Below are 12,201 nucleotides of genomic sequence, written 5' to 3' on the forward strand. Positions count from 1 at the left end.
TAATTTGAGTTTGTTGCAATATAGCTAAATTAGTTAGTAGGCTTTTCTTCTTGTTCTTCTTTTCGCTCTTCGTTAACAATATCGAGCTGATGCAAAGGCAGTTTCTTTTTGCGTAAAAACATGAAGAATAAACATGTTATCGTCCAACTACCCCAAAATAAATAACTCCCAATGCGAAACATTGTCCCCATTGTTTTGTGAGATGTTGTTGTAAGATCTAAGAATGTATAATAAGCCCCAGCAAAACCAGCTAATAAAGCAAAGACTATAACAGTGATACTAATATATCTCGCCGTGAAAAACTTAAACATGGCAAGAATCAGAATCAATATTAATTGAATAGAAAAAATAATTAAAGCGGTTTTCCAAGGAGTTTTAAGTACGGTATATTGGGTATAAACAAAGTTAATGCCTTGCCTGCCAATGAACGACATCCTACCCATGAGTTCAGCTGAAACATAGGACAGTATGAGTTGTACCAAAGCGAGAATTGTAATATTCTTTCCCATTTTATATTAGTTTACAGACCAACCAGTAGTCTCGCTATAGCGTAGTTTAAATTTTTTGGTAATGAATTTAGTGTTGGGATTCTTATCTTTAGCTAAGGCTATAAATGGCGTATACTCCTTATTCAACATAACAGAAGCTGTTGCAGATTTTTTACTGTTATTGTTTAATTGTAAGTTACTGCTATCCCCAAGTGTGTAAAGTATTGTCTTTACTGTTACCTTATCATTTTTTTGATCAATGACATAAGGATGAGCTTTTTCTGCCAATTTTATGGTTACATTCCAAATACTATCTTTAGATAACCATTTCTTTTTTGAGTTCTCATCTTCGAATTCTAAATACCCACCTTTTTCAAGCGTTTTATATTGTTCGATTTGAAGGCTGTCTTTTCTCATTCTTAGTTTTTTTTTGCCAAGCGTTAATGTAGTGCTTTCAAATTCTGGCTTTTCATTTAGGTAGGCCCCGATAGTATCAAAGGCTCTCGATGAGCTAATGTCTTTATTGTTACATGCAGTAAGCGTAAATAGCGTAACTAAGGTAAATACAGTTAGTAAAGATTTTATTTTCATATCTTAAATTTTAATCAAAATTACAAAAAAACTAATATGAGTGTTAAAAACTTTGTGTTATTTAAGTTCTTGGTTCTTTTAGCTTTAGGTGTTGAAGAATGACTGTATCCAACTTTATTACTGCTATTCTTAGGAGTGTATACGTTTGAGGTTAATTGCTAACGGAACGGATGATCCACACCGTTTAAGTATCTGATCTTTTCTGTCTATTTGTAGCTTGTATTTCCGCCTTAGGTTATCCGTTATTGAAAAAGCTTGTGTAATTGAAATTGTGTTTCACTTTTTCCATCTTTATCGGGGAATTGTTAAACTTGTTTAACCCAAAAAGAAAAGAGCACTGAATGACTATTTCATTCAGTGCTCTCATTATGATACTTTAGCAAGATTTAAATTATTCTCTAACCCAAACCTCAATGTCTTTTTTAGCAACTTTACCATTCGAAAGGGCTTCTAAGGTAAAATGTGCTTTTCCTATCTTAGTATTAGTTGTGAAAACCAAGCTTTCTTTGGTAACTGTTTTGCCATTTTCCGTAAATTCTCTGTTTTCAATACGCACTGTTCCCAAGTCATTACTTAGGTTACTCGCTGTTTTCTCGATTAGTTCCCAAGGAGAATCTTGATCAATTAGGAACTGATCCAAGGCGATAGCAAATTCTTTGTTGGATTTTAAAATCACTTGATTTGTAAAAATCTGAGGAGCATTGTTATCTTCAAATAAAACTTGTGAAGGAAACCAAAAATAGCCACCATCCGGATTGTAAGAAGATGATTCCTCAGTACCTCCTCTTAGGAAGATGTCTTGTATGATACCTCCCTGTTGATTTATGATACGCACCCAGTTATACGATCCTGCTGAGCCGAATTTCTCTCTTTTGATTGTCAAAACAAGGTTGTCAGTATGTGGGTCAATTCGCATTGAAGAGCCATAAAAAGCTAATTTTACTTCCGTTGAATCATGGCCTAAGTCATAGAACTCTGGGTTAACTACTCCCGTAGAAGTGTTTAATTGCGCTATCTTATTTCCACCATTCCACGAGCCACCGTTTGAATTCCAATAAACAAATTCACCGTCATTTGAAACAGTCATAGAACCAGCATTCCACGCACCCCACTGTCCCTTAATGGAAGAAATGCCTAAGTCATAACTTGTCATGTTTATATTACCCAAGTCATTCTTATCAATGGTTTTTGTGTCTAATCTTTTGATTTCTTTATCGTGTCCTAACCACAGTATTCCGTTGTTATCCAGTGTTAGTTGAGTATAATTATCTTGTAGGGAAATTAATAGTTTGTCTGTTTCTACATCAATGATATGTAATTCTTTTTTGTTAGTTACGGCAAAAAGTAATCCATTAGCAACAGCCATATTTCCAGTTTCTGTTGCTATCCCAGCAATTGATCCTTCGACTTCAAGGGTATTGATGTTAAAAATACTTATTCCGCCTGAAGTTGAGATATAGCCTTTACTGGCAGTAGCTCCTACAAAGGCTCTACCATCGCCTCCTATATCTGTTAAGGATTTTACTTCTTTGAGATCTTTGTCAGTTACTACAAGTCTATTGCCCTGTTTAGACACAAAGTAGTAGTAGTCTCCATAAGTAGTGGCAGATTGTGTTGTCACTCCAAATCTTTTACCAGGATTCGCCTCTCTAAAAACGCGATAGAAAGGTTTGTAATTCTTGTCAATGAAGTTTAATGTTCCGTTACTACCGTCATGCCCAAACCAATCTTCGTTAGCAATATAAAATCCTGAAGGTTGTATTAATGGCACAATTTCGTCTTGAGGAATTAGTTTAAAGCCGTCTTCATTTTTCGTTGCTGTGTCATCACTTGAACAAGCAAAAGAAAGGGTTAATAAACCCAACGAAAAAGCTTTTAAATAGGGGATTTTAATCATTTGGTGTGGTTTTAGTTATTTAGTTTTGGTGACAAATGTAGCTTCAACAAGTAAGAATTGCAAAAAAAAAGGAGAAAACACTCATTGTACTGTTCAATCCTATAAATATGTGTATTTTTAAGCAACATTAAACAACTATACTATAATGAAATATATTGGATTGATTGGTCTTGTATGTCTTGGATTGATTGGCTGTGATTCAAAGGAAGGGAAACAGAAAAAAGTGGAAATAACTGATATCAAGTCAACGAAGTTAGGGGTAGAAGAAGCACAGAAAATAATAGAATTGCCTTTGCACTGTATTGAGTTAGAATACCCTAACAGATTGGGGCAGACTTTGGGTAGTGATAGCGATTTAAAAACTCCTAAAACGTTAAGACCTATCTTCTATGGTTGTTACGACTGGCACTCCTCTGTACATGGATTTTGGTCTATTGTTGTTCTGATGCAAAAGTTTCCCGAATTGGATAAGGATGGGGAAATTCGAAATAGACTGAATCGATTAATTACCAAAGAAAACTTAGCTGTAGAGCTTGCTTTTTTCGATGATGTAAACAATAAGAGCTTTGAGCGTACTTACGGGTGGGCTTGGTTTTTCGAACTTCACTCTGCACTCCTACAGTGGGAAGATGAAGATGCACAAAGATGGGCAAGAGTACTACAACCTTTGGCGGATAAATTAGTAGATCGCTATGAAGAATACTTACCTAAATTGTTGTATCCAATTCGTACAGGGACACATAATAATTCTGCCTTTGGACTTTCATTAGCTTTAGAGTACGCGAGGAATACAAACAACTCTACGTTTGAACAAGTCATCATAGAGAGCTCAAAGCGTCTCTATGAAAAAGATATAGACTGTAGCCTTAGTTATGAGCCAAGTGGCAGTGATTTTTTATCTCCTTGTTTTGAAGAAGCAAGACTGATGAGTAAAGTGTTGACTATTTCAGAGTTTGAGCATTGGTTAAAAGCATTTTTGCCCTCAATCTTCGAAAGTAATTTTTCTTTAGATGTGGCTCAAGTATCAGACCGTACAGATGGACAACTGGTACACTTAGATGGTCTAAATTTTAGTAGAGCTACTTGTTTGTACGATATAGCTAAACAGGTACCCTCTCTGACAGAAGTGTTATTGCCTATAGCTGATAAACACTTTGACTCAGCATTTAAAAATATATCAGGTGACGATTATATGGGGAGCCATTGGTTAGGGTCCTTTGCACTGTATACTTTGTTGCACAAATAAGATTGAATGATGGTACTAAAGGATTTGTTTGGCAATCAAAGAGAAGAAAGCTTATTATCAGTACAAACACTGTTGGAAATCTACAATCTGCCAATAGTGGCTGATATTTACCATAATCAACTTTTAGATTTAAAAAGTGATGATCGCGTGGCAGATATTACAAATTCATTTAGTGAATTGTATGACAATGAGCTGGATAGTTTAGAGTTACAAAACTTTTTGTTTTACTTTCATCAAGAAGGTTCTATCTTGAATCTCACTATTTCTTATTGTCATTTATTAGCTGTGAACGAAGCAGTATTTGAGCAGATTCACTTTTACTTTGATGTGTCTTCCAAAGCTTTTGATGAGGTCCTTGTCGGTTATCAAGAAAATAGCAATATTAACAAGGCGCCTGATTATCTCGATAAGAAATCCCAGATCTATCAAGAAAAAGCATTCCCTTGGTTTGTATTTATGTATGACTATCTTTTGTTGCTCAATGACTATGTCAACTTTGACGATAGCGTGTCTGCTTTAGTCAATAACAATAGGGAAGAAGCTTCGCTTGATCTCGATAGGGAATATCATATAAAAAGTGTTTTTCATCAGGGAATATGGTTTAAAGTTGTCAGTCCAAGAGAGGGACTTGCTTTGTTGAAAGAGATAAACAGTGTTAAGATAGGCGATGGCCTCTTGTTTGATGAAGATAGTTTTAATTTTGAAAATGAAGATGGATTTTTCTTAGTAGCTGAAGACGATGTTACTGTTGATTACTTAGACATACAATATGCTGTCGAAGGTTTTAATATAATAGCACTCGGGTATATTTTCTTGGGTAATTTAAGAGTTAAAACGTCTCTATTCAGTCGAGAGGTAGATGCTGCTCCAAGTTTGATCGTGATGAAGGAGCTATATGCCCAAAATACTTTTCTATGTGGTAATACACATTATATTGGCGGAGATGTACGAGGAGAGATGTTATATGCCAAAGGCAAATATGGAAGTTTGTATGTTAAAGGAACACTATTGGTTACTTGTATTGTAACTAATGATATGGCTTGTTATATCAATAAGGTTAATGCAGGGGTTATTATTAGTGATAATAATGTGTATGGTATTGATTTATTGAGAGATGAACATGGTTTTCCTTTGTTTCATTTGAATTTGTATCCTACTACGCATCGCGCTAAAGAGGTTTTTATTGATGAAATTCAAATTGAAGAACGCTGTGGGCAAGGCTTTCCCAATGAAGAAAACTTGATTGACTGTTTTATCGAAGGAAGAAGTGTACTAAAAAGCCCTGTACATAACAATTATGATACCTTTGAAGGCTCTATTGACAAGAGGTTTGACGATATATTTAATCTCATAAGAACCGACAGTTTAAAGATTGATGATGGTCATTTCAATGAGTATTTTTATACTATTTTTGAGTATGGTGATAAACACTATCGAGAGGTCGGAAGACTGGATAAACTGGGACACTATCAGGTCCGGATTCTCCATTGTTTAGAGGATTACGCTTATGAGGCGATGGTAGAATTTTATCAAGATGACAATAAGACTTTTATCAGTGCCTTCAAATCAAGAATGTCTGATAACTTTACGTCAACAAATACAGCCAAGTGTACATTTAATATTGCCGAAGAACTTATTTTTAAAAAGTTTAAGGGATAAGATAATAAAAGAATAAGTATCACTTTTTCTTTTATTATCTCGTTTGATGTAGGGGATATATCCTGTATGGAAATTATCCATCTATCCTATTCTCAGTCCATTCTTTGTAGGCTTATCCATTGTCATTAAAGTAACTTCTTTGCCTTCTACTGCTCCCATAACTAAACATTCACTCATTAAGTTAGCAATTTGTTTTGGTGGAAAGTTAACTACTGCTACGACTTGTTTGCCAATTAGTTCTTCAGTTGTATAAAGCTTGGTAATTTGTGCAGATGATTTGCGTTTACCTATTTCTTCCCCAAAGTCTACAATTAGCTTATAGGCAGGGTTTCTCACTTCAGTGAATACTTCTGCTTCTACAATAGTTCCCACTCTCATCTCTACTTTCGAAAACTCGTCCCAAGTCAATGTATTGTTGTTATTCTCCATTTTTTTTGATTGTGATTAAATTCAAAAGTAATGAAATAATTGTTTTTTTGCTATCCAGTTGCATGATAATTCAAGGTGAGTAAGTACTTACTTATACGCTTTTTCGGAATGTTTTCAGGGGTGTTTTTGTTTGTAAAACAATGACATTTAGCGCTTTGTGTTATTCGCTAATAATGGATAAGAATGCGATTATCTGATCTATTTGAAAAATTAAAATAGGGATAACTGCTCTGGTTCACTTGATGGTAAGTTCAAGAAAGGGAAGATACTGATGATATCGTACTGTCCACGTTCAGGGTTGAATTGACGAAGGGCAACTTGTTCACATATGAAAGAAATGGCTGGTTGGTCAAAAGTAGATTGAGCGATAGATAGCTTTTCAGTGTTTAATTTCCGAGCGATTGACAAGTGAGGTTCACTATTTTTGTAGGAATTAGGGACTGTTATTCTTGCTTGAATATTTTTGGCATAGTCCTGTAATATTGGTTTCGAAAAGGGATCTACTCCCAAGAAGAAAGCGCCATTGGGATATTGACCAAAGTGATCTAAGGTAACTTTTACTGGTTGGTAAGTAGCACATAATTGTTCGACTAAGGCAGCCATCTTATTGATTCCCGTACTATCGGATTTGAATTCAACAATAGTTATGTGAGCTAAAGCATTTTTACTATTGTACCATCCTATTGCCTCAGCGAGTTTTAACTTCATTTGTTTGACTACGTCAATAGTTGTTTCGTCAGGTTGAAAACAGAGGGAATACTTATTAATCATACGTCGCTTATTCGATACTTAGAAAGACAAAAATAGATAAATTGTCCAGGCATTGCTAAATTGTCTGCAATTATACACTAGTCAGATGGCTTTTTATAAGGATTCGAAATTGTGGATAGGTTGGTATTGACTCAACAGCAGTAACAGGTTCTACTGTATTACTGCTGTTGAGTAATCTTAGTGGGTTTTACACTATTTATATTTTTTCGGTTTTGTTCTATAAGATAACCATTCGCCCATGGAAAGGTTCTTTAACGGAAATATTAATATTGTGGGCTTTGGAAATGTATATTTTACAAGGCTCTACCTGGTAAACGAATTCATCTATTAGGCGTGATACCTGCACAATTGGATTTTCAATTTGGTGATTTTTAAAATCAATATTTAATGCATTACTGTCAAAGTCTAAGGCAGAAAATTCTACAACGTATTTCATAATTAATGGGTTTTTAGATTTAACAGTAAGATACGAAATTTTAGTTGGAGAACTTAGTCATTTAGATTATTTAACGTGAATTCGATTCAAATCTGCAGTTTATGACTTCCTCCTATCTATTCCCAACCAGCCTATAAGTTTATACCGATATGCTTCGGTGTTGCGTGATATTTTCTTGCACCTTTCTTCGACAAAAGTGCCCTCTGGGCAAGAAAACCCCTAGAAAAGTGCAAGGAATCCCTAAGGAAGTGCAAGAAAACGCCCCTAATAAAGCATGCTAATCTACTTTGCAAACTACGTTTGACTTATCTTTAACTTCGGTTATTCTGTTACTATATAAGATAGGATTAATCTTTTAAGAAAGATAAGTTCCTATAAATCATTGTTTTAAATAATATTGGCTTTTTTAATCTCTTATATTAAACTCACGTTATTTATATTTTTTCGGAGTTTTATTCGACAAGAGAATGCTTTTTGAAAGTTTCACGTTTGTGCTGATACTGTTTGTTCTTGAGATTATACCATTTCTGTTTGAGGTTAGTATTTAAAAATGGATTTACAAAGGGATTATCTTTAAGGTAAGTAAGGCTATTTTATTGCAATATATTTGGTGGTGGGTTTAAAATATTTATTAATGAAATAGGTGTTTTGTTGTTTATTCATTTGATTTATTGCTTGTTAATAAATAATAATTTCGTTAATTTGTGTGAAATAGTTTTTTACATTTTTGTTTTTTGAAAAATCACGAAATCAAGGATGTGAAATAGAAATGTTATCAGAAAAAATCATGCAACTAAAAGAACAACATCTTAAGAAGGGTGTAAATACAGTACAAATCGTTGTGGCTGTTATTGTTTTGTATTTTATATTCCCATGGCTTATTTCTTTTGGAGAATCGCCGTACAAAGGTTTTATTGCGTTAAGTAAGGGTGTGGAGTATACAGGAGTTCTTGAAACAAGACCCAGTGATTTTGGAAGTGATTTAACGGGAATTGAAGTGACTTATCCAAATGGGAAAACTGATTTTATTATGTCTGATTTAATAACGGACCTTTCTCAAGAGGTATTTTTGGGTAAAGAACACACTGTTTTTATAGATGAAAACGGCAATCAGTTTTGGTTTATATATGAAAGTTTAGTGATTATTTTCTTTAGTCTTTTTGTGTTCTTCTTTTTCCTGAGAATAGTTTTGTCATTGCTTGCTGTTATTATAAGTAAATTGAAAGTAGGGCAAGATAATAGGATAATTGAGAGAACGAATCAAATTACTTTGCTTTTTAAACCATTAACACTCTTATTCTTTGGATTTTTTCTGTATGCATTCTCTCAGTATCGCATTTTTGGTTTTGAAGATGAGAAAGAGTTCTTTTTTATCGCCTTGTATATATATGCTGCTTTCACAGTATTCGTATTCATACGTCGACTAATGCGTTTGAAAAATGACGTTGTTGTCAAAAAAGAGCAAGGTAGTTATGCTAGTTCAAGGAGTACTGAAGAAGTAGACGTAATTACTCCTATCAATAACGATTTGATCAAAAGAGACAAGGTAAAGTACAAACATCAAACATCTCGTTTTGATAGATAAAACGACTGTATGAGCTATTTACCATTAATATTCACTTTATATAGTGGGGCAAGGATATTGACTCTTTTGTTTAGCTTGTGGTTGACTTTTAAGATGACTACTGTCATTGGTAAAAGAAATGTCATCGAAGGTAGAGGTAGGATAAATCGCTTCAGGGTTGTCTATGTTTTTATTGTTGTATATTTTTTATTAGAATTAGCTTTAGGATTAATTCTGGCTTTGAGTTCGAAGATATACGCTGATGCGACTTTTTTTGTTCAAGGGGATTACTACGATGCAAAGATTGTGTCTTTTGATTCTCATAGAAGTAGGGGCTCTGGTTCAAGTCAGACGATGTATACGCCAATAGTAGAATTTCAAACTCGGGCGGGTGAAAATGTACTACACAAGTTATCTTATTCTACCAGTACTAAGCCTCAATTAGGAGATCGTATTTCTCTTTTTTACAAAGAAAAGACCAATGAAGCAGTTAGTTTTGGATTTATAACCACCTTACTTTTTTTGGGTTCATGTTTACTATTGTTTTTTCTTTTGTATTTGCTATGGGGGGCTCTGTTGTATGCTACCGATGCCGAAATGCAGAGATACAATCGTGTTATCAAATTTGTAGGGCTTTGCATCATCATTCCTGCTATAATGATATTTTTTGAAGGGCTTTTAATTATGGCATTATTTTATGGAAACAAAGTGCCTTGGTATGTATCACTTATATTGGTCTTGTTTATTTTGATATTAATGTTTGGTATTTGGGGATACATCAAAATGATACAGTCCAACGATATTAAATGGGTAAGAACAGGGGGCGGAAGTTGGTCTGGAGTGGCAGTTCCTAAGGAGAGTAATGCAAAGAGAAAAGAAAACCCCCTAATTAAGAGAAAGTAAATAGTGGAGATCACTACAAATTGAAAGTCAAATGGCAGTGTGGTAAGACTATCTTCTTATAGCGTTTTTTCAAAACAAATACTACTTTCAATTTCTTGGTATTGACCATAGTTCGGAATTAGTGTATAATTGTTTTTTCGGTAGAGTATTTCAGCTTGTGTTTGACGTTTACCCATTTCGAGAATACAACGCGAATAGCCCAGCGCTTTACTCCATTTTTCTAATTCGGTTAGTATAGTAGAGGCAACACCTTTTCCTCGTGCGTTTGGTTTGGTATACATTCTTTTTATTTCTATAGTATGCTGGTCATAGGGCTTTATAGCTCCACAACCTATTGCAATATTGTCGAAATAGATAATAATGACATGATTAATCTGATCCAATTTGTTGTATTGATCAAAGAAGTCGTGTTCATCTCCATCAGTTGTCTTTAAGTAGTCGTCTAACTCTTTGGTTAGATTGATGAAATCTTCGTTTGTTGCATCTGTTCGGATAATATTTAGCATAGTTGTAGCGATAAATTTATTGGTGTAAAGTTACAGGTTTTTGAAAGTAAGGTAGAGCGCCTGCTGATTGTGTTGCAGTAGATGATGTAAACTACAGTTGACGATAACTTTGATTGTAGAATGATTTTATTGTAATTGTTTGATTATCTTATTGTTGTTGTTTTTTTGTTGAGGTAATTTTATCAGAATAACTTTAAAAACAATTGCGATGAAGTATGTAGTTTACACACTGATTACCTCAATGGTATTTTACGGTTTTTATAAGTTCTATTTCCTAAGTAGTACTGTTTGCATTAGAGATTATGCATGTTATCTTAAAGACCCTATATTTTATGGCGCGTTATGTATCACTGTATTAGTTGATATTCTAATTCTTCACCTTATCACTAAGACACATCAAGAGTTTTAAATTGTTTAATTGATATATTGAGGGAGCCCCATAGAGCTCCCTTATTTTTATTCTTTAGTGACAATCTGCATTGTTTCTCTATTTACTTGTTTGAGTAATAGTGTTTTTCCTGTTAGGATTCGCTCGGCAGAGTTATTGTCAAAGTGTCTTACGGTATACAAAGATACATTCTCGTTATAGCTTACTTTGTAATCATTGACTAATCGAAGTCTTAAATCCTCAAAGTGATTAAACTTATCCTCTACGCATACCGAGAAGCTAATTGCGGAGTTTTGAATTACATTCACCTTGATATTGTATTCACAAAAGAGTTTGAATATATCACTGATATTCTGTTCCATGATGAAAGAGAAGTCCTTAGATGAAAGCGAGATTAACAATTGATTTTTCTTGACAATAAAACAAGGAACTTGCGGAGTTAAAGGTGCCCCTTTCGAGACATTAGTTCCCGCCAAAGTCGGGTTCAGAAAAGACTTGACATATAATGGAATCTCTTTTTGTCGAAGAGGTTGTAACGTTTTTGGATGAATCACTGATGCACCATAGAAGGCTAACTCTATAGCTTCTTGGTAAGAAATATGCTGTAATAATGTGGTATCTTCAAAATAGCGAGGATCAGCATTTAATACACCAGGAACATCTTTCCAAATGGTCACACTTTGCGCTTCTAACGCATAAGCAAAAATAGCTGCAGAATAATCAGATCCTTCTCGACCAAGAGTAGTCGAGAATCCATTGTAATCCGATCCTATAAAACCTTGTGTGATACACAAGTCATCAGTGTTTATTTCTCGTTTAATATTTTCTACTGTTATGTCCCAATTCACATTGGCATCTCGATAAACAGTGTCCGTTTTTAGTGCGTTACGGGCATCAATCCACTTGTTTGTTATGCCGCATTCTTGTAGATAAAAGTGGAGTATTGTGGTGGAGATTATTTCACCGTAGCTTACAATTTGATCGTAAACGAAATTGTAGTTTGGTGATTTGTTGTTTAACAAGAAATAAGTAATCGAATCGAAAAGCTCTTTCAATCGCACAAATACTTGGTGTTCTTTGTCCGTAAATAGTTCGTTTACTATGTCGAAGTGATATTTTTTTACTACTTCTACTGATTCAGCTAAGTCAAAGCGATTTTGGAAATAATTGTGAACCACTACTTCCAGTGCATTTGTTGTTTTCCCCATTGCTGAGGCAACGATAAGGCTATCTTTGTAGCCTACTGTCTGTAATACACGACAAACGTTTTTTACATTTTCTGCATCGCGTACTGAGGCTCCCCCAAATTTGAATACCCTCATG

General features: G+C 34.4%; 13 protein-coding genes. 5 read left to right on the forward strand and 8 right to left on the reverse strand.

Going from position 1 to position 12,201, the window contains the following annotated elements; genetic code table 11:
- Positions 1 to 29: 29 nt before the first annotated feature.
- The 3 genes from GJV76_RS00705 to GJV76_RS00715 all read right to left on the reverse strand — a co-directional run bounded on the left by GJV76_RS00705 (position 30) and on the right by GJV76_RS00715 (position 2,976).
- Positions 30 to 509 (reverse strand): cytochrome d ubiquinol oxidase subunit II, encoded by a 480-nt coding sequence (locus GJV76_RS00705; protein WP_155090722.1) that lies wholly within the window; start codon positions 507 to 509, stop codon positions 30 to 32.
- 6 nt (positions 510 to 515) lie between these two features.
- Positions 516 to 1,079, reverse strand: coding sequence for a hypothetical protein (locus GJV76_RS00710; RefSeq protein WP_155090723.1), 564 nt, complete (start codon positions 1,077 to 1,079; stop codon positions 516 to 518).
- Positions 1,080 to 1,470: 391 nt separating this feature from the next.
- Complete coding sequence (locus GJV76_RS00715) at positions 1,471 to 2,976, reverse strand: DUF5074 domain-containing protein (protein ID WP_155090724.1); 1,506 nt, start codon at positions 2,974 to 2,976, stop codon at positions 1,471 to 1,473.
- A 145-nt stretch (positions 2,977 to 3,121) separates the two neighbouring features.
- On the opposite strand from GJV76_RS00715, the gene GJV76_RS00720 reads away from it, so the two are divergent.
- Entirely contained in the window at positions 3,122 to 4,222 is a 1,101-nt protein-coding gene (locus GJV76_RS00720; RefSeq protein ID WP_155090725.1) for a DUF2891 domain-containing protein, read from the forward strand.
- A gap of 6 nt (positions 4,223 to 4,228) precedes the next feature.
- The gene (locus GJV76_RS00725) at positions 4,229 to 5,881 is read left to right on the forward strand and encodes a hypothetical protein (protein ID WP_155090726.1); all 1,653 of its coding nucleotides are present in this window, start codon (positions 4,229 to 4,231) and stop codon (positions 5,879 to 5,881) included.
- Between the two features lie 81 nt (positions 5,882 to 5,962).
- On the opposite strand, the gene GJV76_RS00730 is transcribed toward GJV76_RS00725, so the two are convergent.
- The 3 genes from GJV76_RS00730 to GJV76_RS00740 all read right to left on the reverse strand — a co-directional run bounded on the left by GJV76_RS00730 (position 5,963) and on the right by GJV76_RS00740 (position 7,517).
- Positions 5,963 to 6,310: a tRNA-binding protein gene (locus GJV76_RS00730; RefSeq protein WP_155090727.1), complete on the reverse strand. Its 348-nt coding sequence runs from the start codon at positions 6,308 to 6,310 to the stop codon at positions 5,963 to 5,965.
- A 210-nt stretch (positions 6,311 to 6,520) separates the two neighbouring features.
- A complete protein-coding gene (locus GJV76_RS00735; RefSeq protein WP_155090728.1) occupies positions 6,521 to 7,081 on the reverse strand; it encodes a 2'-5' RNA ligase family protein in 561 nt (186 codons plus the stop codon).
- 217 nt (positions 7,082 to 7,298) lie between these two features.
- The gene (locus GJV76_RS00740; RefSeq protein ID WP_155090729.1) at positions 7,299 to 7,517 is read right to left on the reverse strand and encodes a hypothetical protein; all 219 of its coding nucleotides are present in this window, start codon (positions 7,515 to 7,517) and stop codon (positions 7,299 to 7,301) included.
- A gap of 769 nt (positions 7,518 to 8,286) precedes the next feature.
- Between GJV76_RS00740 and GJV76_RS00745 the strand changes: the two genes are divergently transcribed.
- Together GJV76_RS00745 and GJV76_RS00750 are read left to right on the forward strand one after the other, a co-directional pair.
- Positions 8,287 to 9,102: a hypothetical protein gene (locus GJV76_RS00745; protein WP_196216208.1), complete on the forward strand. Its 816-nt coding sequence runs from the start codon at positions 8,287 to 8,289 to the stop codon at positions 9,100 to 9,102.
- A gap of 9 nt (positions 9,103 to 9,111) precedes the next feature.
- On the forward strand, positions 9,112 to 9,984 hold the full coding sequence (locus GJV76_RS00750; RefSeq protein WP_155090731.1) for a DUF3592 domain-containing protein: 873 nt from the start codon (positions 9,112 to 9,114) through the stop codon (positions 9,982 to 9,984).
- Between the two features lie 56 nt (positions 9,985 to 10,040).
- On the opposite strand, the gene GJV76_RS00755 is transcribed toward GJV76_RS00750, so the two are convergent.
- Positions 10,041 to 10,490: a GNAT family N-acetyltransferase gene (locus GJV76_RS00755; protein ID WP_155090732.1), complete on the reverse strand. Its 450-nt coding sequence runs from the start codon at positions 10,488 to 10,490 to the stop codon at positions 10,041 to 10,043.
- Positions 10,491 to 10,698: 208 nt separating this feature from the next.
- On the opposite strand from GJV76_RS00755, the gene GJV76_RS00760 reads away from it, so the two are divergent.
- The gene (locus GJV76_RS00760; protein WP_155090733.1) at positions 10,699 to 10,899 is read left to right on the forward strand and encodes a hypothetical protein; all 201 of its coding nucleotides are present in this window, start codon (positions 10,699 to 10,701) and stop codon (positions 10,897 to 10,899) included.
- 47 nt (positions 10,900 to 10,946) lie between these two features.
- Here the strand turns inward: GJV76_RS00760 and GJV76_RS00765 are convergent, their stop codons facing one another.
- Positions 10,947 to 12,200 carry an aspartate kinase gene (locus tag GJV76_RS00765; RefSeq protein WP_155090734.1) on the reverse strand — a complete coding sequence of 418 codons (1,254 nt, stop codon included), beginning with the start codon at positions 12,198 to 12,200 and terminating at the stop codon, positions 10,947 to 10,949.
- Position 12,201: the final 1 nt, after the last annotated feature.

The sequence above is a fragment of the Myroides albus genome (assembly GCF_009711045.1).
Lineage (GTDB): Bacteria > Bacteroidota > Bacteroidia > Flavobacteriales > Flavobacteriaceae > Flavobacterium > Flavobacterium album_A.

What these genes read in the sequence shown, in the direction of transcription:
- GJV76_RS00735 (WP_155090728.1), bottom strand. Translation starts at nt 7,081, where the DNA reads ATGATTAATAAGTATTCCCTCTGTTTTCAACCTGACGAAACAACTATT.
- GJV76_RS00740 (WP_155090729.1), bottom strand. Translation starts at nt 7,517, where the DNA reads ATGAAATACGTTGTAGAATTTTCTGCCTTAGACTTTGACAGTAATGCA.
- GJV76_RS00720 (WP_155090725.1), top strand. Translation starts at nt 3,122, where the DNA reads ATGAAATATATTGGATTGATTGGTCTTGTATGTCTTGGATTGATTGGC.
- GJV76_RS00725 (WP_155090726.1), top strand. Translation starts at nt 4,229, where the DNA reads ATGATGGTACTAAAGGATTTGTTTGGCAATCAAAGAGAAGAAAGCTTA.
- GJV76_RS00760 (WP_155090733.1), top strand. Translation starts at nt 10,699, where the DNA reads ATGAAGTATGTAGTTTACACACTGATTACCTCAATGGTATTTTACGGT.
- GJV76_RS00715 (WP_155090724.1), bottom strand. Translation starts at nt 2,976, where the DNA reads ATGATTAAAATCCCCTATTTAAAAGCTTTTTCGTTGGGTTTATTAACC.
- GJV76_RS00730 (WP_155090727.1), bottom strand. Translation starts at nt 6,310, where the DNA reads ATGGAGAATAACAACAATACATTGACTTGGGACGAGTTTTCGAAAGTA.
- GJV76_RS00755 (WP_155090732.1), bottom strand. Translation starts at nt 10,490, where the DNA reads ATGCTAAATATTATCCGAACAGATGCAACAAACGAAGATTTCATCAAT.
- GJV76_RS00710 (WP_155090723.1), bottom strand. Translation starts at nt 1,079, where the DNA reads ATGAAAATAAAATCTTTACTAACTGTATTTACCTTAGTTACGCTATTT.
- GJV76_RS00705 (WP_155090722.1), bottom strand. Translation starts at nt 509, where the DNA reads ATGGGAAAGAATATTACAATTCTCGCTTTGGTACAACTCATACTGTCC.
- GJV76_RS00750 (WP_155090731.1), top strand. Translation starts at nt 9,112, where the DNA reads ATGAGCTATTTACCATTAATATTCACTTTATATAGTGGGGCAAGGATA.
- GJV76_RS00765 (WP_155090734.1), bottom strand. Translation starts at nt 12,200, where the DNA reads ATGAGGGTATTCAAATTTGGGGGAGCCTCAGTACGCGATGCAGAAAAT.
- GJV76_RS00745 (WP_196216208.1), top strand. Translation starts at nt 8,287, where the DNA reads ATGTTATCAGAAAAAATCATGCAACTAAAAGAACAACATCTTAAGAAG.